This is a genomic window from Pigmentiphaga aceris (genome assembly GCF_008119665.1).
GTDB lineage: Bacteria > Pseudomonadota > Gammaproteobacteria > Burkholderiales > Burkholderiaceae_B > Pigmentiphaga > Pigmentiphaga aceris.
Genome location: NZ_CP043046.1, coordinates 3,659,700 through 3,682,418, shown reverse-complemented (window position 1 = coordinate 3,682,418; position 22,719 = coordinate 3,659,700). Strand labels below are relative to the sequence as shown.

Below are 22,719 nucleotides of genomic sequence, written 5' to 3'. Positions count from 1 at the left end.
CCATGATTCATATCGCCTTGGCAGCAGGGGTGGTCAGCATCACCAGCGCTGCGGTAACAGGCGTCGAGGCACGCGCCGACACGGTACCCGCAAGCCTCGCCTTGTCAGCGCAAAAACCGGTGCGCATCCACGAGAACCTTGCATCACCGGTCGGCATGGCCTACGACGCGCAGGGCAACCTGTACGTGGCCAATTGGTCGGCTGGCACCGTGCTGCGCTTCACATCAACCGGCCAGCAAAGCGTCTTTGCCGACGGCTTCAGCAGCCCGGTGGGCTTGGCACTGGCACCCGATGGCAGTCTGACGGTGGCAACCTGGGGGGCGAACGCGGCCTTCAGCATTCGACTGAAATAGATCGGGCGCGTAGCAATGCCACAAAAAAAATGGGTTCGGAAGCTGAACGCTGCCGAACCCATTTCAGCGGGGATGCTGTGCAGCAATCCCCGTGATTTACCCCGTTACTGCTTCTTCGCCGCACCCGCAAAGTCACCCGCATACGACGAGGTGAATTTCGTCGTGTCGAAGTACTTGCGGAAGGCCGCGTTCACGTCGGCAGCGGTCAGGCTTTGCAGCTTGCGATCCACCTCGCCGGTGAAGCCGTACGTGCGCTCGGCTTCCAGCAGGTCGATCCAGCCAGCAGCCACGCCACCGTCTTGCGCACGTGACAGACGACGGTAGTTCAGCAGCGCTTCCACGCCATCCTTCACTTCCTGTTCCGAGAAGCCCTCGGCCGTCAGACGGTCAAGTTCTTCGCGGATGGCCGCGTCCAGCTTGGCACGGTTCTGCGGGGCGTAGATCGCGTACATCGACCAGCTGGCGCTGGGCTCGAACGACGATGCGCGCAGCATGCTGCGGATGTTGTAGGACAGGCCGTCCTTCTCGCGCACGCGGTTCCACAAGCGCGAGTGTTCGGACAGGCCCAGCATGAAGTTGGCCAGCATCAGCGCCGGGTAGTCGGCACTGGTGTCCTGCACCGCCAGCGGCATGCGGGCGATGTAGAACGCGTTGGCCTTGTCTGGCGTTTCCTGTTCAAGCTTGGTCGGGGTGACCGGCGTGAACGGGTTAGGCACACGGGTGTAGGCAGGCGCGGCTTTCCAGCCTGCCAGCGAATTCGTCAACGCGCCTTCCACCTGCGCCGGGTCGAAGTCACCCACCGCAGACACGCGCAGCAGGCTGGCACCGTAGAACTGCTGGTGGAAGCGCACGATGTCTTCACGCTTGAGCCCGCGAATGGCATTCAGATCGTCCTGGAAGCTCGGTGCGTAACGCAGGTCATCGGCAGGGTAGGGATTGCCGTGACGTGCCAGCGCGCGCGATGCGATCGCATCGGGCTGTTGCAGCGACTGTTCCAGGCTGGTGAGCATCGACCGACGATATTCCTCGACCTGGTCTGCCGGGAAGTTGGCCGTGCGCAGCAGTTCCACCACCAAGGCAAGGGTGGGGGCCAGGTTCTCACGCGTGGTCGAGATCGAGGCCGTGACATTGGTGCCGCTACCACCGATACGAACCTGCGCATTCAGCTTGTCGAAGCGATCGTCGATCTGCTGGCGCGACAGGGTAGGCGTGCCGCGTGTGATCAAGTCAGCAGCAGCATCAGCGATGTCACGCTTGCCACGCAGCGTTTCGACATTGCCGAACTGCATCAGCAACTGAGCCGACACCCGACTGCCGCGCGTGGGCTTGGGCAACAAGGCGAGTTGCAAGGTGCCATTGCCCGGCAGCGCAATCGTTTTGCGGGTGGTGCTGGCATCCAGATTTGCGGGCGACGGATCGAACGCTTCCGCCTCAACAAAATTGGGGTTGCCGCGATAGTCCTGCACCATCGGCGCGACATCCACGGTTTGCGGTGCCGGCGAACGCAGCGGTTGTTCCGTAGGCACATAACTGCCCAGCGTGCGGTTCGACTCGACCAAATAGCTTTGCGCAACGCGCTGCACGTCTTCCAGCTTGGCATCACGCACCCGGTCACGGGCCAGGAAGAACAGACGCCAGTCGCCCGCCGCAATCGATTCCGACAAGGCCACGCCAAGCTTCTCGGCATTGGCGTAGGTCAGTTCCCACGACTGCAGCCACTTGATGCGCGCGCGCTCCAGTTCTTCTGCCGTGATCGGCTGCGTCTTCAGCGATTCCAGCGTCTTCAACAGCACGGCGGTTGCCTTCTCGCGATCGGCACCCGGCGGCAACTGCGCACCGAACATCACCACGCCAGGGTCGTGCATGTCGAAGGTATAACCAAAGGTGCCTGCGGCCAATTGCGCATCCACCAGCGCCTTGTGCAAGCGGCCCGAAGGCGTATCGCCCAGCACAATCGCAGCCAGATCGATGGCCGTGTAATCAGGCGAGCCGGCAGCCGGCACGTGATACATGGTGGCCACCAGCGGCGCGCCGCCCGACCGTCGCAACGTTACGCTGCGCTCACCGTCTTGCGCCGGGTCCAGCGTGTACAGGTTCGGCAGCTTGCGGGTGGGCTTGGGGATAGATGCAAACGCATCTTGAATGGTGGCCAGCGTAGCCTTCACATCGAACGCGCCGCTGACGATCAGCACCGCATTGTCAGGCTGGTAATACTGCTTGTAGAACGCGCGCAGACGGTCGGTGTCGACATTTTCCACATCGGCACGTGCGCCGATGGTGGTCTTGCCGTAGTTGTGCCACTGGAACGACGTGGACAACATCTTTTCCATCAAAATACGGAACGGGCTGTTCTCGCCGCTTTCCATCTCATTGCGCACCACCGTCATTTCGCTGTCGAGGTCACTGCGCTGAATCAGTGAATTGACCATGGCATCAGCCTGCCAGCGCAGATACCAGTCCAGATTGTCGGGGTTGGCCGAGAAACTGGCGAAATAATTGGTGCGGTCCGTCCAGGTGCTGCCATTGGCCCGCAGCCCGCGACGCGCGAATTCAGCCAGCGCATTGCGGTGGGTAGGCGTGCCCTTGAACAGCATGTGTTCCAGCAAATGCGCCATGCCCGTCTCGCCGTAGTTCTCGTGACGCGACCCTACCTGGTAGGTCATGTTGACGGTGGTGGTGGGCTTGGACGAATCCGGTGCCAGCAGCACCCGCAGCCCATTGGGCAACACGTATTCGGAAATGCCCTCGACCGAGGTTACCGGCGCAAGAGGCGCAGCAGCAGGCGCGGTCGTAGAAGTCGTCGGGGCGTTCTGCACAGCGTTGGCGCCAGTGTTTGGGGTGGTCTGGCAGCCTGCCAAAGCAATCAGGCCGGCGGCGGGCAAGGCAATCCAGAAACGGCGTGCCAGAGGAAGAAGGGGCGAAGCGCTCATCGGCAGAGAACATCCATGGCGTTAAGGTGACAGGGTAAGAGTGTATCTGGCCGGAATGGTTCGGGCGGCGGTATGTGCTTATGGACCGCATGTCGCGCAACACAAAGAGGCATTCCTTTCATTGAGGAAAAGAATGCTGCCGCAGGGGAGGGTAAGGTTCGTCGCGTCTGGACGAGGTTGATGTAGGTGTTAGATCAGCATCCAGGCATGACGTATACCAGCCGTATTCTTTTGGAAAATGACTATGTTCAAAATGTTATGCATGATGTCGGCAGTTTTGGTGGCAGCTATCCCGACTGTTGCGGGTGCTGCTTCAGACGCTCCTGAAGTAAGCATCATGGCGGTAGATAAATTGCCTGCCGGCCAAGCCGATCTGAAATGTGATTATCCGGGGCTAAAGCAGAGGATAAGTGAGAAGCGGAAGGCGTCGGGGTCGTCAGAATACGAGACGATGCTGTCTTTTGCGCAACGCCATGAGGGCGATGGATATTCGCGAGTCATGGCGAATGAATCGTTGCGGAAGCTCTTGGTTGGAGACAAAGAAGCTGCAGTGTTCATTTTTCAGGATTTCAGCAAGGTGGCGCTGGTGAAATTTGAGCAGCCGGCTAATGTGAATACCTTCCTGAAAGGCGGCGCGGCGTGTGAGAAGGGATCGGGAGGTATGTGCGTTCCTGCTTTGTTCTTTGATGGGCAGAAAACACACTGCCTGCTTTTCACGAAGCGGGAGCTTGAGGGGTGAAGGCCGCCGCCTTGGATGAAGGCGTGCTGTTTATTTTGACCAAGCCTTTCAACTAAATTCTTCAGGCGAGGTCGCCGTTCTTGCAAGTGAGGATGCTGTGGCGAAGATTGCTCTACCAATCTATCGTAAATAGGCTGTCATGCCAGAATTTGCTCGTTACTAGAGCGTGTTATGAACTTCGGTCGTGGCAGGGTCAGTGGTGTGTAGAATTTTGGGATGTCTCGCAAGCCTTACCCTACCGATGTCAGCGATGAAGAATGGAGCTCGCGGCCCTGTATCTGACACTGATGAAAACGTCCGCGCCGCAGCGTCAACATGCGCTGCGCGAGGTGTTCAATGCCTTGCGCTGGATCGTTCGGGCAGGCGCGCCGTGGCGTATGTTGCCGAATGATTTTCCACCCTGGGAAGCGGTCTACCAACAGAGCCGTCGATGGGTGGGGGCGGACTGTTTTGAAGCCATGGTGTCGGATTTGCGCTCGTTGATTCGCGTTGCCCAGGGTCGCCAAGGTCAGCCCAGCGCGGTGGTGCTGGACGGCAGAACGCTTCAATCGAGTTGTGAAAGTGGGCCACGCGCCGGCTACGACGGATATAAACGCAAGCGCGGCAGCAAGGTTCACATGGCGGTCGATACGCTGGGGCATTACTGGCTGTGCACGTGACGCCCGCTGACGAGCAAGAGCGTGCGCAAGTCGACATGTTGTGCAATGCCGTTCAACAAGCGACCGGCGAGACGGTCAAATTGGCGTGGGCGGACCAAGGCTATACGGGCGAGAACGCCGCGCAGGCCGCACAAATACACGGCATCGACTTGCAGATCGTCAAACTGACTGAGGCCAAGAAAGGCTTTGTCTTGCTGCCCAGACGTTGGGTGGTTGAACGCAGTTTCGGTTGGCTGGCTCGGTTCCGTCGCCTGACGCGAGATTATGAGCGTCTGCCTTCTGTGCTGAGCGGGCTGCATTTTTTGGTGTTCGCCATCCTCATGCTGCCGGCCGCCACCAAGATATTGGCAACGGCAGGAAGTGCATAACACGCTCTAAAGGATGATTGGTGAAAATGAGGGAGATTTTCGAAAGGCAGCTCAATCTCCATTTGGAAATGAATGCCCTGGCCTGCGACAAGCTGTGTGCAACTACGCTCGAAAACGGGTGCCAGTTAGACACGATAAAAATGGTGTTGAACTGGCACCAGCGTCGTGTTTGATAATCAAGTGAACCAAAAACTGACTTCGTGTATTGCTGTCACCCCGGCCAGCTTGATCACCAAGTCGTTCTCAGCGTTGAAAAGACCGTTGCGATTGGCATCCACGATCACGTAGGTATCGGCACCAACCGTCGCGGCGACCACGCCCCGGGTGACACCGTCGCCATCCTTGAAAAAGTCGGCGCTGGATTCTGCCGTCACCAGGTCGGTCGTCGTCGCAAAATTTTTGCTCACCAGCACCGCGCGATCTGCCGCCAGGTTAAGACCTGCCAGATTGATCTTGTCGGCACCGAACTGGAAGTTGACGATTTCGTCCTGTGTGGCGGCTGCAGTGCCTGCAGCATTAACGAAGTCCTGCCGCGACTGCGAGGCAGATGTGTAGATGATGGTGTCAATTGCGGGGCCGCTGGACGCCAAGGTGATTGCGTCGCCGCCGTTACCGCTCCTGATCGAGGCCCCAGTCGACGCGACGTTGACGCTGAATGCCTTGGTGGCCGCATGACCATTTACCATCAGATAGGCAGTTGCGGCCGACGCGTCGATGGTAAGCGGCACGCTGTTCGTCAAGCTGCCGGTATCAAAGCTTATCGGCTGATCGCCATCGATTACTACTTTCGATAAGGTGGTATTTGCCTCGTCGTTGATGACTGCATTGCCAATCAGTCCCTCAAGCACCCAGCCTTTCGAATGCAGCGTGATGGTTTCGACATTGACGGCTTTCAGCGTCGACAAGCTGACGCCGCCGCCCAGCCCACTGCCGGGCGTCAGCCCGTTGTCCAGCGTCAGGTCTAAGATGTCGGCATTCCCGCTGTCGTCGTCAAGACTCAGAGACAGCCCTGCTCCGCTGACAGAGCCGGAAACCGTCAAGGCCGCTCCGGCACCCAACTTCGTCAAGGCAACCGAGCCCAGCGACTGTGCAACCTTGATCGCTGTAATGCCGGCAATCAGCGTCGTGTCATAGGTTTGAACGCCACTCTGGGCGCTGAGCTGCAGCACCTCGAAGCCCGTAATCAAGGCTGCAGTATCCGTTGTCAACGAAGCGCTCGTCGTAAAGCCGATTGTGTCGGCGGAACCGGCGCCGGCATCGATCGCGCTGGTGATCACGACCCCTGCGGCCAAGCCGATAAAGTCGTTTCCGCCGCCGCCAGTGAAAGTCACGGTTGGCGAGGAAATCGTTGCCGACACACCGCCGCCGGTCAAGCCCGATGCATCAATCGAGCTCAATACCGTGGAGGAAATCGTGCCGAGCGCGACGGAGCTTGCCGCTCCGGATACCGTTACGGTACGCAATGCCGCACCGCTGGTAGTGCCGCTGGCGACGACGCCGGGCGTTCCGATGAGCAAGTTGGTAGCCGCGTTGACTTCCAGCGCCGTCGTGGCACTGCTCAACATCAAACTCGTGACCTGGTTGGCCAGGCCCGTCGAGGTCATCAGCACGTTGCCAAGCCCCGTTCCGGTCAGGGTGAGCATGGACATCTTGGTTCCACCAGTCAGGACGACCGTTGCCGTGGTCACGTCGCTGAGGTAGTTGCCGTTGACATCGCCGTTGGTAATCACATTGTTGCCGATCACACCGAGCTTCTGACCCGCCAGCATGCCGTTAAACGAGATAGCAGCCGTGGACAGATCCGAGTTGAGCAAGGTGGCATTGGTCAAACTCGCGGCACCTACATAATCCCGCGTGCCATTCCCGCCTTGGGTGATTGAGCCGATAGCACCGGTGTTGAAACTGGTGCCGCTTACCCTCAGGTCGGGTACGTTGCCCAGCACAGTGGACGTGAGAATGACTGACGTTCCGCTTATGACCTTCGTGTACCCTGGCAGCGCGCCTGAGACCGCTGCATTTCCATTGGTTGCGCCCGAGGCAATGGCGGCTGCGATCTCGGTGCCGGTAGCGTTGCCGCCGGTTGCGGTCACGGTTATGCCGCCGAGTGTCAGGCTTTCGCCGACAGGAAGATTGAGCGGCGTGTTGTAGCGCACCGACTCGGCGCTCGTGCCAGCCGTATTCACATTGCGGATGTTGATGGTTTCGACATTCCTGACGACGATAGCGGGAAAACTCATGCCAGTGCTTGAGCTGTCGACATAGTTCAGCGTGTCATCACCGCCCAGCCCATCAACGATGGTATCTACGCCGATCGTCAAATGGGTAAAGTCGAAGGTGTCTGCACCTTCGGTCCCTTCAATCAGGCGCAGCGTCGGCACCGTCACGGCCGGGGCCGACGGCGATGATGTCAGCGGCGTACCATCCGCCACCTGTTTGCCGTTGTCAACAGTGCTCGGATTGGCGTTTACTGGGGCCAGTGCTTTCTTGGCCAGATCTAGATTCGTGCCGGGGGTATCAAGGGCGAAGTACACGCCGACGGCAACCTTGTTGGCGAAGGTCGCCCGATCTGCCAAGGTCTGTGCGTACTCGGCATCCGTGAGGTCGGCCGGTTTGGTGTCGAGCGGTGAATTAATAATGGTATTGATTTGCGATACGACAAGCGCCTTGGCCGCTAGGGAGTCCTGACCGCCCGCAGCCTCCAGCGCCTTTACCCAGAAGTCAAGGCCGTTTGAATCTGGTGCACGGCCAAATACCGTCGCATAGAAAGCCGAGATGAACTGTTCAGAGGTATACGCCGGCAGGTAAATAGCATTGGACTCTGGCGAGTTCAGAAACCCCTGCGTAATCGTGTCCAGCGATGCCCCGTTCAGTATTGCCCCGGTCCAGAAGGCCAAGCCATTGGCGTCAGGTGCGCGATTAAACAAGGCTGTGTAGAGATTGGTGATGGCCAATTGCTGGGCAGTAGGGGTCGTTGCCATATCGGCTATTTTCCGGAAGACGGCGAAATATCGCCAATTGAAAGATATAGATACAAGTCAGGGCAGAAATATATCCGAAAACAATGGCAAATCATGGTTGCGCTGCCCTGTTTTCATTGATGTTATGGAAATAGAAAAAACCTACTAAGAAACGAATCCTTGTTCGGTCCGGACAGACCGCAGCAGTAAGGCGGTTGACGTGGTTATCGATTGGGTATGTACAGAAAAATCTCGCCAGCTTGATTACATTCGTATTGCCCAAGCCACCGATATCGGTCGCCAGCACAAAGAATGGCGTGACGTCTTTCCAGGCTCGCTGCCAGACAGTAACGATGGCTGGTTACTTGCTGCCCCGGGTTAGGCTGCAAATGCCTGTGGTACGTATTACATGTTCGCCGCCACCTTCTCAAGCACCCCATCTCGAAAACAAATCGCTGGCGCGCTCAATACATGCCCAGGTGCCCAAACCAAAGTCAACGCCGAATTCTCCAGCGCGACCAGCTTGTGAGCGACCAACCCAACGCGCGTCGCATAATGCGCTCCCAAGCTCTCCACAATTGCCACCCCCAGCCCCTCCGCCGCCAGCGCGCACGCGGCTGACGACTGCATCACCTCGACCATCGTCCGGTAAGGCACACCTTGCGCGTCGAAAGCCGCCCGGGTGGCACTGCCTGCGGGTAGGGCATCTGCCAACACAATGATGGTTTGGTCAGCCATATCCGTCAGCGACAAACCGACACGTCCTGCCCACGGATGATCTTCCCGCATCACCGCATACAAACTCAGCGGTGCCAGCGTCAGACTCGTCACCCGATGATTATCGGCGACCTTGCCGATGATGATGCCTAGGTCGACGCGGTGTTCCACGGCCATGTCGATGATCTCCAGCGCGGTGCCTGCCCGCACGGTGACGGCAACCGAGGGATGCGCGGCGCGCACGCGGGCGAGGGCAGCGGGCAGGAGGCTGGATGCGGCGATGGCAACCGCGCCGATCACCAGGCGCGCCACGGTGCCGTGGCGCATGTCGTTGGCCAGGCGGTCGGCGCTTTCCAGGGCGGCCAGGGCGTTCAGCACTTCGGGCATCAACGTTCGCCCCTGCGCAGTCATGCGCAGACGCCGTTTTTCCCGGCTGAACAGCGCCACGCCCAAGCGTATTTCCAGGTCTTTCAGCATGGCGCTGGCCGCTGGCTGGGTCATGTCGATGGATGCTGCTGCCGCGGTGACGGTGCCCAGGGTGTGCATGGCGCGCAGCAGCTTCAGTTCACGGCGGCTAAGCATACGAAAAACCATATGGAAGTAGTCAATCCAGGTACTTGACCATATGCGTTCCGCGCACGACGATGGGCAATCCTGTCGACGCCTGATTCCCATGCCTGCCAACACCATCGTCTCTGTCACCTGCATTCCCATGCGCCTGCCGTTCCATCACTGGAGCCCCGCGCCGCTGTTCGCTGGCCGTCCGCGTGACAAGCTGGACAGCGCGCTGGTGCGGCTGGAAACCCAGGACGGTACGGTCGCGTGGGGGGAGTCCTATTGTGTCGAACCGACTGCGTTGGTCGCTATCTTCGGTACCTTGATTGCGCCGCTTGCCGTGGGCAGGGATGCGGACGACGCCGCCTTATTGCCAGGCATGCAGCGCACCTTGCACAACCTGGGGCGGTCTGGCCCGGTGGTGCATGCGCTGGCTGGGCTGGATATCGCACTATGGGATTTGCGCGCCAAGCGGGCAGGGGTGCCCCTTTACGAATTGCTTGGTGGCAAGCGCCGCGACAGGGTGCGGGTCTACGCCTCGCTGCTGCAGTACTACGGTGACGCGGAACGCCTGGACGCCGTGACCACCCAGGCGCTTGGCGAGGGGTATACCGAAATCAAGTTGCACGAACGCACAAGCGACGCGCTGGCAGCAGTGCGTCGCGCAACGGGGGCGGGTGTCCCGATCATGGTGGACACCAACTGCGCATGGTTGCCCGATGAGGCACATGACGCCATCGCGGCCATGCGTGAGCACGACCCGTTCTGGATCGAAGAACCCTTATGGCCACCGGAGGACGACCATGCCTTGAAGCAGTTGAAGCAGCTATGCCGAGTGCCGCTGGCAGTCGGCGAAAACGCCGCCAGCACGTATGCCTTGAAGCAGATGATTGCGAACCACAGTGTCGATTACGTGCAGCCCAGTGTCATCAAGCTGGGTCTGAGCGCAGCCTGGGACATCGCCCGGCATTGCGTGGACACGCCGGTTGTCTGTGCGCCGCAAGTGGCGTTCTTCGGGCCAGGTTACCTCGCATCGCTGCACCTGATTGCTGCGCAGCAGGCCGACGTGGCGCTGGAGCGTCTTTACGTGGAATTGGCGCATGTGCCCTATGGCAAGCGTGTGCCCATCCAGAACGGGTTTGTCCAGGTGCCTGACACGCCGGGCTTGGGTGCCGATCCCGAGTCGGAGCTTGCCGAAGGCCGTTACGCAAGCTGAGCCTCGAAACCAAGTCGTTTGCCGCCAGATAGGCTGGATTCCTGCCCCGCATCACCCATAACAACAATGCGCACGGAGATACTCATGACCAACACCCTTTGCCCCACGAACCCTCGCCGTCGCGGCTTCATGGCCGCCACAGGCGCGCTGGCTGCGACCGCGATGCTGCCCTGGAGCCTGAACGCCAGGGCAGCGGGCTACCCTGACAAGCCCGTGCACTTCATGGTGCCGTACCCACCCGGCGCAGCGACCGACAATCTGGCGCGGCTGGCAGGGCAGGTGTTTTCGCAGGCGCTGGGGCAGCAGTTCATCGTCGAAAACCGGGGTGGTGGCGGGACGACCATCGGCACGCGGGCGCTGGCCACGTCAACCGCCGATGGCTACACCATTGGCATGGTCGATTCCGCGTTCACCATCAATCCCGGTCTGCTGGGCGAGCGCTTACCCTACAACACGCTCAAGGACTTCACGCCGATTTCCCTGATGGCGACAGCGCCCTTCGTGCTGGTGGTTTATCCCTCGGTGGGCGTCGAGGACATCCAGGCGTTCATCAAGCTGGCCCAGGCCAAACCCGGCACCTTGTCCTATGGCTCGGCCGGTGTCGGTTCCGCCCCGCATCTTGCCGGCGAACAGCTGCGCCGCGAAGCCAAGGTAGACGTGCTGCACGTGCCGTATCGGGGTGGCGGGACAGTGTTCACCGACTTGTTGGGCGGTCAGGTGCAGTTTGCGTTTGCCACCGTGCCCAGCCTGCTGGAATACATCAAAAGTGGAAAGCTGCGCGCATTGGCGGTCACCAGCAACAAGCGGGTGGCGCAACTGCCCGACGTGCCGACATTTGCGGAAGCCGGTTTGCCAGGCGTGGATACGTCACCTTTGTTTGGCCTGGTGGCACCCGCCGGCACGCCACCACAGATCGTGCAGAAGCTCGCCGCAACACTGGATGAGTCGGTGCGCAAGGGTGACTTGCATGCCAAGCTGTCGGCCATCGGTTTTGAGCCGGTGGGCAGCGGGCCGGATGCGTTTGCGCAGCGTATCAAGGCCGATGTGGCCAAGTGGACTGAGCTGATTCAGCGGGCTGGCATCAAGGCGGAATAAGCCGGCTGCTGGCCCTGTGTAACGCGCCGGGCGACTCACACGTCAGCCTGGCGCGGCGTGCGCGTCTGACGACCCCGTCCGCCTTACGCGGCGGGTGTGTCGAGCACTTGTAAAGCGTCGGCCGGCACGTGATTGACCAGCCAAACCCCGTTGTCAGCCTGGAAGAAGGTCACGCCCTGCGCATGCAGGCGCGCTGCCTCGACGCGCAGCACCACCACCTGTCCGTAGCGCTTTCCGACCGACACGGCGGTGTCGATGTCCTGCGACAGGTGCACATGATGTCGTGCACCGGCCAGCAGGCCTTGCTGTTGGATCGACGCCAGAAAGCGGGTAGCCGTGCCGTGGTAAAGCACCTCGGGCGGTGTCTTCTCGACGTGCGTGACAGTCACGCTTTGTGTGGAATGTCCTTGCACCGCGCGAATGCGCTTGCCGTCTTCCGACAGCGCGAAGCGCTTCTTGTCGTTGCCTTCGACAATTGACGCAATCGCTGCGTAGTCCAGTTCCCGGCCCTGCGCCGCAGCGCCTGCAATCAGCGCGTCCACATCTGCCCAGCCTTCGCGATCCAGTTCGATGCCGATGGCCTGCGGTTCATGCCGCAAGACAAAGCTCAGAAATTTGCTGGTTTCGTTCGCCTGTTTGCTGTTCATGCGTGATGGCTCCTCATCGTGGTACTGGTGGAATGGTACCGTTTGTGCAAGTCGCAATAACACCAGTCATCTATAAGAGTCAATGCTGAATGCTACAATCTGCTGGCATCGCTACCACCTATTGACCTGGATCAATTCATACAATCCGGCGGGTAGCCTCCACACTCTTATCCAGAAAGCAAAAGATGTCCGATAAAACCAAGATCGACGCCGTGTCCTGTACATCACGTCGACGCGTGTTGCTGGGAAGTGTTGCCATCTTTGGCAGCTACTTCGCCGGCGCATCGCTGCCGTCCTTTGCCCTGCCTGCCGCCAACGATCCGCAGCTCACGCGCTTCATGACCTTGTCGCGTCTGCTGATCAACCACGAACTCGATTCGCGGGTTGGCGCGCGCATTTTGAAGACCGCCATGAAAGAGCGGCCGGACTTCAAGGAATCGAGCGATTCCATCATCGCGATTGCGGACGCCAAGCAGGCCAAGATCGTTGAAGACTTCTTTGGCGACATCCCCGAAGGCAAGGCCAAGCAACTGGCCTTGTGGGTGATCTTCGCGTGGTACTCGGGCGTGTCCTCGCCCAAGGCAAACGCCGAACTGTTCACCTTCGAGCAGGCGCTTACCTTCAAGACCACCAGCGACGTGGTCACCATTCCGTCTTACGGCATCACCGGCCCGAACATGTGGCGCCAGGTGACCGTTCCGCTCAGCGCAATGCCCAGCTTCTGAGCGCGCACTTCCAGAGTATTTCCTATGACTACTAAGAACAGCGCCGACGTCGTGATCGTCGGCACGGGCGTCGTCGGCATCGTGATTGCCGAAGAATTGCTCGACGCGGGTGTTTCCGTGCTGATGATCGAGGCCGGTCCGCGCGTTGAACGCAGCGTGATCGTCGAGAACTTCCGCAACTTGCCCCTGGGCATCAAGGGCAGTGCGAATTCGTCTTACCCGCCCGCGCCCTGGGCACCGCACCCCATGCCGCCGACCGGCAACCCGGATGACACCTATCTGCAACTGACTGGCCCGGATTCCTACGACCAGACCTACATCCGCTATGCGGGTGGTTCGACCTGGCACTGGGCGGGCACGTCCTGGCGTCTGACGCCCGAAGACATGCGCCTGAACACGCTGTATGGCGTGGGCCGCGACTGGGTGTTCGATTACGCCACGCTGGAACCGTATTACGTTCGCGTGGAACAGAAGTTGGGCATCTGCGGTCCGTCGGACCCGGAACAGCAGTGGCCGCGCCTGCCACGTTCGGCACCGTACCCGATGCCGCCGCTGCCCTTCAGCCCTGGCGAAACCCGCTTCACTGAAGTCGTGAAGACCTTGGGCTACAACAACATTCCGGTTTCGCAGGCCCGCAACAGCGGCATGCCCTACGACGACCGTCCGGCCTGTTGCGCCAACAACAATTGCGTGCCGGTCTGTCCGATCGGTGCGAAGTACGACGGTGCAACCGCCTTGCGTCGCCTGGAAGCCAAGGGCGCGGTCATTCTCAGCGACTCGGTTGTGTACCGCGTCGAGACCAATGCCAAGAACCAGGTCGAAGCCGTGCATTACTTCGACCAGAACAAGGCCACGCATCGCGTGACTGGCAAGCAGTTCGTGCTGGCCTGTAACGGCCTGGAAAATCCGAAGTTGCTGTTGATGTCCAAGGACGATCGCAACCCGAACGGGCTGGCCAACAGCTCGGATCAGGTCGGCCGCAACATGATGGACCATCCGCAGATCACCATGACGCTGACCCTGGCCGAGCCGTTCTGGTCGGGTGTGGGTCCGGTGGTCAACAGCGGCATCATGGAAACCTCGCAAGGGGACTTCCGTGGCGAGCACGGCGGCGCGTACTTCCGCTTCAACAACTTTGCGCGCAATCGCTTCGTCACCTTCCAGGCGCTGAACAAGGGCCTGGTCGGCAAGGCGCTGGATTCGGAAATCCGCCGCCTGACCGCCTGCACGGCCGATGTGGTGATGGCGCACGAAATGCTGCCCGATCCCAACAACCGCCTGACCCTGTCGGACAAGCGCGACTGGCACGGCTTGCCCAAGCCGTCGATCCACTATGACGTGGGTGACTACGTGCGCCGTTCGTCCAAGGAATACGCCACGCCGATCGCCAAGCGCATTGCCGAGGCCATGGGCGCGATCGAGGCCAAGTTCAGCCCCAAGTTCAACCAGAGCAAGCACATCATGGGCGGCACCATCATGGGCAACGATCCCACCAATTCCGTGGTGGATGGCGAGTGCCGCTCGCACGACCATGCCAACCTGTTCATTCCGGGCGGCGGTGCGATGCCCAGCACGGCTTGCGGCAACAGCACGATCACGATGACGGCATTGGCGTTCCGCGCTGCCGACGCGTTGGTCAAGCAAGCGAAGGGGGCATGAGCATGCGTCGTTTCAAGCAATTGCTCGCCGCCATTGCGGCCCCGCTGATGCTGGCTGCGGCCGGCAGCGTCATGGCGGGACAGCCGCCGGTGCCCTTGAAGCTTGACGGCATGAACGACGCCGACAAGCAACTGATCCTGCGCGGTCAGTACCTGGCCACGGCATCGGACTGTATTGCCTGCCACACGGTTCATCATGGCAAAGCCATGGCGGGCGGTCTGGTGATGTCTTCGCCGGTGGGCGACATCGTGTCGACCAACATCACGCCGTCGAAGACCACGGGCATCGGCAACTACACCGAGCAGCAGTTCTCGGACGCCGTGCGCAAGGGCGTGCGTGCCGATGGCGCGCGGCTGTACCCGGCCATGCCGTACCCATCGTATGCCTTGATGACGGACGAAGACATCCACGCGATGTACGTCTACTTCATGAAGGGCGTGGAACCGGTCGAGAAGCAGACAGCGGAAACCAAGCTGCCGTTCCCGATGAACATGCGTTTCCTGATGACCGGCTGGAACCTGATGTTCCTGCCCAGCAAACCGCTGGCAGACGATCCGGGCCAGTCGGCAGAATGGAACCGCGGCCGTTACCTGACGCAAGGTGCCGCGCATTGCAGCACCTGCCATACGCCGCGCGGCGTGGCGATGCAGGAACTCGGCGACCGGGACCTGTCCGGCGCGCAAGTGGGTGCCTGGTACGCGCCCAACATCACGTCGGACAAGGTGTACGGCATTGGCAGCTGGTCGCGTGAAGAGCTGGTCACCTACCTGAAGACCGGCCGTGTTGAAGGCAAGGCACAGGCAGCGGGCAGCATGGCCGAAGCTATTTCGTTCAGCTTCAGCCACCTGACCGACGCCGACCTGAACGCCATCGCCACCTACGTGATGAGCGTCAAGCCCGTGGCCGACGCCAAGGCTGCGCCCTCGGGCAAGAGCCGCTTCGAACAAGGCAAGGCCGGCAATGATCTGTCGGGCTTCCGTGGCGAAGGGTATGTGATGGGCGTGAAGGGCGGAAGCGCCGGCGCGCAGCTGTTCTCGGCGAATTGCGCGTCGTGCCACGGCTTCAACGCACAAGGCACCAAGGACGGCTACTACCCCAGCCTGTTCAGCAACGCCGCTACGGCGGGCCCGAGCACCAGCAATCTGGTTGCCACGATCCTGTATGGCGTCGATCGCAAGACTGCTGCCGGCCATGTCTTCATGCCGCCGTTCGGTGGTCAGCCCAATGCGATGGTTGCGCTGAACAACGAGGAAATCGCCCAGCTCGCGAACTACGTGTTCACGAACCACGGCGAGCCCACGCTGCAAGTCACGGCGGCCGACGTGCAGGTAATCCGTGACGGCGGCCCGCGTTCCAACATCATCACGCTGGCCCGCATCGGCATGGGTGTCGGCGCAGTGGTTGTGCTGCTGTTGCTGCTGGCGCTGATCGTGCGCAGCAAGCGACGCAATCGCGGTGTGGTGGCACGCAAGCGGTAAGCGTCAGACAAGTCAGTCAATGCACGTCAGTAAGTAGCAGTCGTAATACTCCTGGCCAACCTTCGTTGGCCAGGATCGCGGAAATCTCCGCAGTCCCAAGGCCGTGTTCTCACCAGGACAATCAGCGCCACATCATCGACACAGCAGCGCTATAGAGACGTAAGGTATCGCCGACTGAGCAGCGGTGTCCGAATAACGTCCTACAGGTTATGCTGTATGTACACGTGTAAATACAAGTCATCCCATGCAGTTTGAATGGGATGAGACGAAGAACCAGTTGAACATCCGCAAGCATGGTATCGATTTTCAGGACGTCCCTGATATGTTCTCGCACCCCGTGTTGACGATGATCGATAACCGCTTCGACTACGACGAAGTGCGCTGGGTTGCCGTTGGATGGCTTCGCACTTGGATTGCAGTGGTCGTCTATACCGAGCGAGATGGCGATTCGTATCGTGTCATCTCCGCACGCAAGGCCACCCGCCAGGAGGCAAATCTGTATGTCAAAAGTATCGAAAACTGATTGGGATCGCTTGGCTGCCCAAGGCGATCAAGATATCGACAAGAGCGATATTCCTGAACTGGGCGAAGATTTCTTCCGCCAGGCGGACCTGCGTGTGCCGGTCAAGCAGGCGGTGACCATTCGCCTTGATGCGGATGTGTTGACGTGGTTCAAAGCGCAGGGCAGCGGCTACCAGACGCGCATCAACCAGCTGCTTCGACAGTACATGCAGGCGCATCAGCGTTGAGGGTGACGGTGGGTGTCGGGTGACGGCGTATATGTGTTCGTGCACTTGAAACCAGTTTGCGTGCAGACGCCAGCCGGCTTCGCGCTGGCGGGCAAAAATGCCCCGCTTTGCCCTAAAGCCCGCGGCGCGCGACAATAGCGTGCTTGCCATCGTTCATCATCGACGCCATGGCACCCGTGGCACGCGCACGGCGCGCTCCTCTTCCAAGGCAATCAAGGCACCTATTCGACATGTCCAAGATCATCTACACGCTTACCGACGAAGCCCCGTTCCTGGCGACGCAGTCGCTATTCCCGATCATTGATGCGTACACCGGCACCGCCGATATCGTGGTGGAGACCCGTGACATTTCGCTGGCCGGGCGCATTCTGTCCCAGTTCCCTGACCATCTGGACGAGTCGCAGAAGATCGGCGATCACTTGGCTGAGCTGGGCGAACTGGCGACCAAGCCGGAAGCCAACATCATCAAGCTGCCCAACATCAGCGCTTCGGTGCCGCAGCTGAAGGCGACGATCAAGGAACTCCAGGAGCAGGGCTACAAGCTGCCGGACTACCCGGACGAGCCGAAGAACGATGCTGACAAGGACGTCAAGGCGCGTTACGACAAGGTCAAGGGCAGCGCGGTGAACCCGGTGCTGCGCGAAGGCAATTCCGATCGCCGCGCGCCGTTGTCGGTGAAGAACTACGCTCGCAAGCACCCCCATCGCATGGGCAAATGGGCCAGCGACTCGAAGTCGCACGTCGCGCACATGGAGTCGGGTGACTTCTTCGGCAGCGAAAAGTCGGCCACGATGGCCGATGCCGGCGCGCTGAAGATCAGCTTCGTCGGGGCCGATGGCTCGACCACGGTGCTCAAGGAAAAAGTGTCGGTTAAGGCCGGCGAGATCGTTGACGCAGCCGTGTTGAGCAAGAAGGCACTGGCAAGCTTCATCGATGCGCAGATCGAAGACGCCAAGGCGAAGGGCGTGCTGTTCTCGGTGCACCTGAAGGCCACGATGATGAAGGTCTCCGACCCCGTGCTGTTCGGTATCGTGGTGAACGAGTTCTACAAGGACGTGCTGGCCAAGCACGCCGATGCGCTGAAGTCGGTGGGCTTCGATGCCAACAACGGCATCGGTGATCTGTATTCGGTCATCGCCAAGCTGCCCGCAGACCAAGCCGAGGCCATCAAGGCTGACGTGCAGGCCGAGTACGCCAAGCGTCCGGGTCTGGCGATGGTCAACTCCGACAAGGGCATCACCAACCTGCACGTGCCGTCCGACGTGATCGTGGACGCCTCGATGCCGGCCATGATCCGCGACAGCGGCAAGATGTGGAATGCCAAGGGCGAGCTGCAAGACACCAAGGCCGTGATCCCGGATCGCTGCTACGCGGGCGTGTACCAGGCCACCATCGACGACTGCCGCCAGAATGGCGCGTTCGATCCGGCCACGATGGGTTCGGTGCCCAACGTCGGTCTGATGGCGCAGAAGGCTGAGGAATACGGCAGCCACGACAAGACTTTCCAGATCGCTGGCGACGGCAAGGTTGTGGTGACCGATGCTTCGGGTGCCACCGTGTTCGAACACGCTGTGGAAGCCGGTGACCTGTGGCGCATGTGCCAGGTCAAGGACGCGCCGATCCAGGACTGGGTCAAGCTGGCCGTTACCCGCGCCCGCCTGAGCGCCACCCCGGCTGTGTTCTGGCTGGACCAGGCCCGCGCCCACGACGCGCAGGTCATCGCCAAGGTCGAGAAGTATCTGAAAGACCACGACACCAGCGGCCTGGATATTCGCGTCCTGCCGCCCGTCGAGGCGACGAAGTTCACGCTGGAACGCATCCGCAAGGGCCAGGACACCATCTCGGTGACCGGCAACGTGTTGCGCGACTACCTGACCGACCTGTTCCCGATCATGGAACTGGGCACCAGCGCGAAGATGCTGTCGATCGTGCCGCTGATGGCCGGTGGCGGTCTGTTCGAGACCGGTGCAGGCGGTTCGGCACCGAAGCACGTGCAGCAGTTCGTCGAAGAAGGCTACCTGCGCTGGGATTCGCTGGGTGAATTCCTGGCACTGGCTGCGTCGCTGGAGCACTTGGGCCAGACCTACGACAACGCCGCCGCGCTGACCCTGGCGAAGGCGCTGGACGCGGCCAACGGCAAGTTCCTGGACAGCGACAAGTCGCCGGCGCGCAAGGTTGGCGAGATCGACAACCGTGGCAGCCACTTCTACCTGGCCATGTACTGGGCGCAGGCACTGGCCGAGCAGAACGACAACGCTGCGCTGAAGGCACGCTTCGCGCCGCTGGCCAAGGCGCTGACCGAGAACGAAGCCAAGATCGTGGCCGAGTTGAACGGTGCCCAGGGTTCGCAGCAGGACATCGGTGGCTACTACCACCCGGACCTGGCCAAGTGCGCCGCCGCGATGCGCCCGAGCAAGACCTTCAACGACGCACTGGCGTCGCTGTAAGCCTGATCGAAGTCACCACCGCGTGACGTAAGACAAAAGGCCCGCTGCGTTTGCAGCGGGCCTTTGTCGTTCATGGCATTGCGGCCGCCGTCACGGTTGTAAAGCTGTGCCCGGATGTTGCTACCGGCGCTGACGGCAACGACGGTTCATCGATACTTGTCGTCGCTTATTTCGACAACATCCGCATGGCCCCTTCCAACCCGGAGGGCGTGACCGGATACATGCGTTCCTGCATGATGTCCCTGATCAGCGATACCGATTGCCGGTAGCGCCACAGGCTTTCCGGTTCCGGGTTCAGCCACACATGCTTCGGATAGGCGCTGACCATTCGCTGCAGCCACACCGCGCCTGCTTCTTCATTGTGATATTCGACCGAGCCGCCCGGCTGCAGGATCTCGTACGGGCTCATGCTGGCGTCGCCCACGAAGATCACGCGCCAGTCGGCGTTGTACTTGCGAAGCACGTCCCAGGTGTTGAAGCGCTCGGCCTGGCGGCGGCTGTTGCTTTTCCATAACCAGTCGTACAGGCAGTTATGGAAGTAGTACACCTCCAGGTTCTTGAACTCACTGCTGGCGGCGGAAAACAGTTCTTCCACGCGCTTGATGTGGTCGTCCATCGATCCGCCGACATCCAGCAGCATCAACACTTTCACGGTGTTGTGACGCTCGGGCACCATGCGAATGTCCAGATAGCCCGCGTTGTGCGCGGTCTGGCGAATGGTGTCGTCCAGATCCAGCTCCATGTCTGCACCTTCACGCGCAAACCTGCGCAAGCGGCGCAAAGCCACTTTGATATTGCGCGTGCCGATTTCGATGGAATCGTCGTAGTCGCGGAACTGGCGTGAGTCCCAGACCTTCACCGCGCTGCGGTTGCCCGACGACTTGCCGCCGACGCGAATGCCTTCCGGGTGATAGCCGCTGTTGCCAAATGGGGATGTACCGCCTGTGCCCACCCATTTCTTGCCGCCTTCGTGGCGACCTTTCTGTTCCTCCAGCCTTTCCTTGAACAATTCCATCAGCTTGTTCCAGCCGAGTTTTTCGATCTCGGCTTTCTGTTCGGGCGTGAGCGTTTTCTGGAACTGGCTCAACAGCCAGTCAAGCGGAATTTCCTTGGTCGGGCCATAGGCGGCTTCGACGTTCTTGTAGTAGCTGGCAAAGGCGCGGTCGAACTTGTCGAACTGCGTTTCGTCCTTGATCAGCGTGGCGCGCGCCAGGTAGTAGAAGTCATCGATGGACGTGCCGATCACGTTTTTCTGCAGGGCTTCGAGCAGGGTCAGATACTCGTTGACCGAGATGCGCAGCTGGTGCGCCCGCAGGTGGTAGAAAAAGTCGATGAGCATGGCGCGGCCTTGGCGTGAATAGGGCGTCTGGCAGGTACGAGTCGACGGGTCTTTGAAACGCTCAGCGGCGGCCGTTGCGTGCCATCAGCACCAGGCGCTCGAACAGGTGCAGGTCTTGTTCGTTTTTCAACAGGGCACCATGCAAGGGCGGGATGATCGCGTTCTGGTCGTCACTTCTCAAGGCCTCTGGCGGAATGTCTTCGGCCAGCAGCAGCTTCAACCAGTCCAGCAGTTCCGACGTAGACGGCTTCTTCTTGATGCCGGGCACGTCACGCAGCGCAAAGAAGCTGTCGAGCGCGGCTTGCAGCAGCTCTTTCTTCAGCGTGGGGAAATGCACGTCCACAATCTGGGCCATCGTTTCCTTGTCGGGGAAGCGGATGTAGTGGAAGAAGCATCGGCGCAGGAAGGCGTCAGGCAGGTCTTTTTCGTTGTTGGACGTGATCACCACCAGCGGGCGATGACGCGCACGCACGGTTTGCCGTGTTTCGTACACATGAAATTCCATGCGATCGAGCTCGCGCAGCAAGTCGTTGGGGAATTCAATATCGGCTTTATCGACTTCGTCGATCAGCAGCACCACCGGTTCATCGGCATCGAATGCTTGCCACAGCACGCCGCGCAATATGTAGTTGTGAATATCGTGGACACGTCCGTCACCCAGCTGCGAGTCGCGCAGCCGCGACACGGCATCGTATTCATACAATCCCTGATGTGCCTTGGTGGTCGATTTGATATGCCATTGCAATAATGGACGACCCAGCGCACGGGCAACTTCTTCGGCCAGCATGGTTTTGCCGGTACCGGGTTCACCCTTGATCAGCAGGGGCCGCCCCAGCGTCAGCGCGGCATTTACCGCGAGTCTGAGGTCGGGCGTGGCGACATAACTGTCTGTGCCCTCGAAACGGGGCTTGGGCAAAGCGGAGGCGTGCGTCTGTGTCATGGGCAAACCGATTCGAAAAATAGCCGACGTGAAGATGGGTTTTGCTTCAGTATAAGTCCGTGCCTGCGGCATGCTTGTTGGACGGTTTCAGATGAAGTCCATTACAATCGGCGGGCTCCAGCGCTGCACAGGTTTATGCGTATTACGCTGAGTACGCTGCGTATTCCCCGTTTTTACTCGGGTTTTCCCGGATTTTCTGGTTTGGCCGCTTTTTCTGCCACGCCTTAATCCGCGCTCTTCCTTTCGATTCCACAGGCCTCTGATGAAGTCGCGCATCTCAAACCGAAGCATTTCCCGCCGAATATCCGCGCTTGCGTTTGCCTCGCTGATTGGCACCTGTGCAATCGGTGGCTCGGCCTTTGCCCAAGCTACCCCAGCAGCCCCCCCAGCAACTGCTCCGGCGCCAACGCCAGCCGCTGCGCCTGCCGCCCCCGGCCCCGTGGTTGGCAACGTCGACGCCGCGCGCAACAAGGTGTCGATGTGCATCGGCTGTCACGGCCTGCCAGGTTATCGCTCCAGCTTCCCCGAGGTGTACAGCGTGCCCATGATCGCCGGGCAGAACGCCAAGTACCTTGAAATGGCCTTGAGTGAGTACAAGAGCGGTGCCCGCTCGCACCTCACCATGGTCGGCATCGCCAAGAGCTTGTCCGAGCAGGACATTGCCGACGTCGCTGCCTACTATTCCAACTTGAAGTGAGCGGGGCACATACGATGAAGCGCATTTCCATTGTGCTCGCTGGCCTGGTGCTGTCTGCCACGGGTGCAGTTGCCTGTGCGGGCGACAAGGTGGCGGGTGAAGCCGTCTACAAACGTGTCAACTGTGCATCGTGCCACGGCGTGGACGCCAAGACTGGCACCGATCCCAGCTACCCCAAGCTGGCCGGTCAGCACGAGGACTACCTGGTGCACGCATTGCGCGCCTATCAGCGTGGCCAGGCCGGTGCCTCGCCGACTGCCAATATCCGCAAGAATCCGATCATGGGTGCCTTCGCGATCCAGCTGTCCGCCAAGGACGTGGAAGACGTTGCCGCATATCTGCACAGCCTGCCGGGCGACCTGAAGGTTCGTCAGTAAGCGCTTTCGCAATCTCGTCACCGGATCGCGCAGCCTGTCACTGGCAGGCGTCGCGCGAATCCTGACCATCCA

The 22,719-nt window shown here is 60.4% G+C and carries 18 protein-coding genes and 1 pseudogene; 13 read left to right on the top strand and 6 right to left on the bottom strand.

Going from position 1 to position 22,719, the window contains the following annotated elements:
• The first annotated feature begins 2 nt into the window (after positions 1-2).
• Positions 3-353 (top strand): NHL repeat-containing protein, encoded by a 351-nt coding sequence (locus FXN63_RS15955; protein ID WP_148816214.1) that lies wholly within the window; start codon positions 3-5, stop codon positions 351-353.
• A gap of 104 nt (positions 354-457) precedes the next feature.
• On the opposite strand, the gene FXN63_RS15950 is transcribed toward FXN63_RS15955, so the two are convergent.
• Positions 458-3,283: a M16 family metallopeptidase gene (locus tag FXN63_RS15950; RefSeq protein ID WP_148816213.1), complete on the bottom strand. Its 2,826-nt coding sequence runs from the start codon at positions 3,281-3,283 to the stop codon at positions 458-460.
• A 244-nt stretch (positions 3,284-3,527) separates the two neighbouring features.
• On the opposite strand from FXN63_RS15950, the gene FXN63_RS15945 reads away from it, so the two are divergent.
• Together FXN63_RS15945 and FXN63_RS15940 are read left to right on the top strand one after the other, a co-directional pair.
• Positions 3,528-4,022, top strand: a complete 495-nt coding sequence (locus FXN63_RS15945) for a hypothetical protein (protein ID WP_148816212.1) — start codon at positions 3,528-3,530, stop codon at positions 4,020-4,022.
• Positions 4,023-4,238: 216 nt separating this feature from the next.
• Positions 4,239-5,049, top strand: a pseudogene (locus tag FXN63_RS15940) (IS5 family transposase).
• A gap of 176 nt (positions 5,050-5,225) precedes the next feature.
• Here FXN63_RS15940 and FXN63_RS15935 read toward each other — a convergent pair.
• A complete protein-coding gene (locus FXN63_RS15935) occupies positions 5,226-8,027 on the bottom strand; it encodes a beta strand repeat-containing protein (protein WP_148816211.1) in 2,802 nt (933 codons plus the stop codon).
• Positions 8,028-8,411: 384 nt separating this feature from the next.
• The gene (locus tag FXN63_RS15930) at positions 8,412-9,305 is read right to left on the bottom strand and encodes a LysR family transcriptional regulator (protein ID WP_148816210.1); all 894 of its coding nucleotides are present in this window, start codon (positions 9,303-9,305) and stop codon (positions 8,412-8,414) included.
• 43 nt (positions 9,306-9,348) lie between these two features.
• Between FXN63_RS15930 and FXN63_RS15925 the strand changes: the two genes are divergently transcribed.
• A complete protein-coding gene (locus tag FXN63_RS15925) occupies positions 9,349-10,494 on the top strand; it encodes a mandelate racemase/muconate lactonizing enzyme family protein (protein ID WP_246164844.1) in 1,146 nt (381 codons plus the stop codon).
• An 84-nt stretch (positions 10,495-10,578) separates the two neighbouring features.
• Complete coding sequence (locus FXN63_RS15920) at positions 10,579-11,589, top strand: Bug family tripartite tricarboxylate transporter substrate binding protein (RefSeq protein ID WP_246164842.1); 1,011 nt, start codon at positions 10,579-10,581, stop codon at positions 11,587-11,589.
• Between the two features lie 83 nt (positions 11,590-11,672).
• Here FXN63_RS15920 and FXN63_RS15915 read toward each other — a convergent pair whose 3' ends face one another.
• On the bottom strand, positions 11,673-12,236 hold the full coding sequence (locus FXN63_RS15915) for an RNA 2'-phosphotransferase (RefSeq protein WP_148816209.1): 564 nt from the start codon (positions 12,234-12,236) through the stop codon (positions 11,673-11,675).
• 185 nt (positions 12,237-12,421) lie between these two features.
• Between FXN63_RS15915 and FXN63_RS15910 the strand changes: the two genes are divergently transcribed.
• The 6 genes from FXN63_RS15910 (at position 12,422) to FXN63_RS15885 (ending at position 19,294) form a co-directional block, all read left to right on the top strand.
• Entirely contained in the window at positions 12,422-12,961 is a 540-nt protein-coding gene (locus tag FXN63_RS15910) for a sugar dehydrogenase complex small subunit (protein ID WP_148816208.1), read from the top strand.
• Positions 12,962-12,985: 24 nt separating this feature from the next.
• Positions 12,986-14,620, top strand: coding sequence for a GMC family oxidoreductase (locus FXN63_RS15905; RefSeq protein ID WP_148816207.1), 1,635 nt, complete (start codon positions 12,986-12,988; stop codon positions 14,618-14,620).
• Positions 14,617-16,098 (top strand): cytochrome c, encoded by a 1,482-nt coding sequence (locus tag FXN63_RS15900; RefSeq protein WP_148816206.1) that lies wholly within the window; start codon positions 14,617-14,619, stop codon positions 16,096-16,098. The genes FXN63_RS15905 and FXN63_RS15900 overlap by 4 nt, the downstream gene beginning before the upstream one ends.
• A 244-nt stretch (positions 16,099-16,342) precedes the next feature.
• The gene (locus FXN63_RS15895; RefSeq protein ID WP_148816205.1) at positions 16,343-16,621 is read left to right on the top strand and encodes a BrnT family toxin; all 279 of its coding nucleotides are present in this window, start codon (positions 16,343-16,345) and stop codon (positions 16,619-16,621) included.
• Positions 16,599-16,847 carry a BrnA antitoxin family protein gene (locus tag FXN63_RS15890; RefSeq protein ID WP_148816204.1) on the top strand — a complete coding sequence of 83 codons (249 nt, stop codon included), beginning with the start codon at positions 16,599-16,601 and terminating at the stop codon, positions 16,845-16,847. Before FXN63_RS15895 ends, FXN63_RS15890 begins: the two co-directional genes overlap by 23 nt.
• Positions 16,848-17,077: 230 nt before the next feature.
• Positions 17,078-19,294 carry an NADP-dependent isocitrate dehydrogenase gene (locus FXN63_RS15885; RefSeq protein WP_148816203.1) on the top strand — a complete coding sequence of 739 codons (2,217 nt, stop codon included), beginning with the start codon at positions 17,078-17,080 and terminating at the stop codon, positions 19,292-19,294.
• A 166-nt stretch (positions 19,295-19,460) separates the two neighbouring features.
• Here the strand turns inward: FXN63_RS15885 and FXN63_RS15880 are convergent, their stop codons facing one another.
• Positions 19,461-20,633, bottom strand: a complete 1,173-nt coding sequence (locus FXN63_RS15880; RefSeq protein ID WP_148816202.1) for a vWA domain-containing protein — start codon at positions 20,631-20,633, stop codon at positions 19,461-19,463.
• Between the two features lie 61 nt (positions 20,634-20,694).
• Positions 20,695-21,573, bottom strand: coding sequence for an AAA family ATPase (locus tag FXN63_RS15875; protein ID WP_148816201.1), 879 nt, complete (start codon positions 21,571-21,573; stop codon positions 20,695-20,697).
• Positions 21,574-21,835: 262 nt separating this feature from the next.
• On the opposite strand from FXN63_RS15875, the gene FXN63_RS15870 reads away from it, so the two are divergent.
• Positions 21,836-22,270 carry a c-type cytochrome gene (locus tag FXN63_RS15870; protein ID WP_148816200.1) on the top strand — a complete coding sequence of 145 codons (435 nt, stop codon included), beginning with the start codon at positions 21,836-21,838 and terminating at the stop codon, positions 22,268-22,270.
• Positions 22,271-22,284: 14 nt separating this feature from the next.
• The gene (locus tag FXN63_RS15865; RefSeq protein WP_148816199.1) at positions 22,285-22,647 is read left to right on the top strand and encodes a c-type cytochrome; all 363 of its coding nucleotides are present in this window, start codon (positions 22,285-22,287) and stop codon (positions 22,645-22,647) included.
• Positions 22,648-22,719: the final 72 nt, after the last annotated feature.

Bases quoted from the DNA above. Each gene is read 5' to 3' on its own strand.
- FXN63_RS15955 (WP_148816214.1), top strand. From the start codon at position 3: ATGATTCATATCGCCTTGGCAGCAGGGGTGGTCAGCATCACCAGCGCT.
- FXN63_RS15950 (WP_148816213.1), bottom strand. From the start codon at position 3,283: ATGAGCGCTTCGCCCCTTCTTCCTCTGGCACGCCGTTTCTGGATTGCC.
- FXN63_RS15945 (WP_148816212.1), top strand. From the start codon at position 3,528: ATGTTCAAAATGTTATGCATGATGTCGGCAGTTTTGGTGGCAGCTATC.
- FXN63_RS15935 (WP_148816211.1), bottom strand. From the start codon at position 8,027: ATGGCAACGACCCCTACTGCCCAGCAATTGGCCATCACCAATCTCTAC.
- FXN63_RS15930 (WP_148816210.1), bottom strand. From the start codon at position 9,305: ATGCTTAGCCGCCGTGAACTGAAGCTGCTGCGCGCCATGCACACCCTG.
- FXN63_RS15925 (WP_246164844.1), top strand. From the start codon at position 9,349: ATGCGTTCCGCGCACGACGATGGGCAATCCTGTCGACGCCTGATTCCC.
- FXN63_RS15920 (WP_246164842.1), top strand. From the start codon at position 10,579: ATGACCAACACCCTTTGCCCCACGAACCCTCGCCGTCGCGGCTTCATG.
- FXN63_RS15915 (WP_148816209.1), bottom strand. From the start codon at position 12,236: ATGAACAGCAAACAGGCGAACGAAACCAGCAAATTTCTGAGCTTTGTC.
- FXN63_RS15910 (WP_148816208.1), top strand. From the start codon at position 12,422: ATGTCCGATAAAACCAAGATCGACGCCGTGTCCTGTACATCACGTCGA.
- FXN63_RS15905 (WP_148816207.1), top strand. From the start codon at position 12,986: ATGACTACTAAGAACAGCGCCGACGTCGTGATCGTCGGCACGGGCGTC.
- FXN63_RS15900 (WP_148816206.1), top strand. From the start codon at position 14,617: ATGAGCATGCGTCGTTTCAAGCAATTGCTCGCCGCCATTGCGGCCCCG.
- FXN63_RS15895 (WP_148816205.1), top strand. From the start codon at position 16,343: ATGCAGTTTGAATGGGATGAGACGAAGAACCAGTTGAACATCCGCAAG.
- FXN63_RS15890 (WP_148816204.1), top strand. From the start codon at position 16,599: ATGTCAAAAGTATCGAAAACTGATTGGGATCGCTTGGCTGCCCAAGGC.
- FXN63_RS15885 (WP_148816203.1), top strand. From the start codon at position 17,078: ATGTCCAAGATCATCTACACGCTTACCGACGAAGCCCCGTTCCTGGCG.
- FXN63_RS15880 (WP_148816202.1), bottom strand. From the start codon at position 20,633: ATGCTCATCGACTTTTTCTACCACCTGCGGGCGCACCAGCTGCGCATC.
- FXN63_RS15875 (WP_148816201.1), bottom strand. From the start codon at position 21,573: ATGACACAGACGCACGCCTCCGCTTTGCCCAAGCCCCGTTTCGAGGGC.
- FXN63_RS15870 (WP_148816200.1), top strand. From the start codon at position 21,836: ATGAAGTCGCGCATCTCAAACCGAAGCATTTCCCGCCGAATATCCGCG.
- FXN63_RS15865 (WP_148816199.1), top strand. From the start codon at position 22,285: ATGAAGCGCATTTCCATTGTGCTCGCTGGCCTGGTGCTGTCTGCCACG.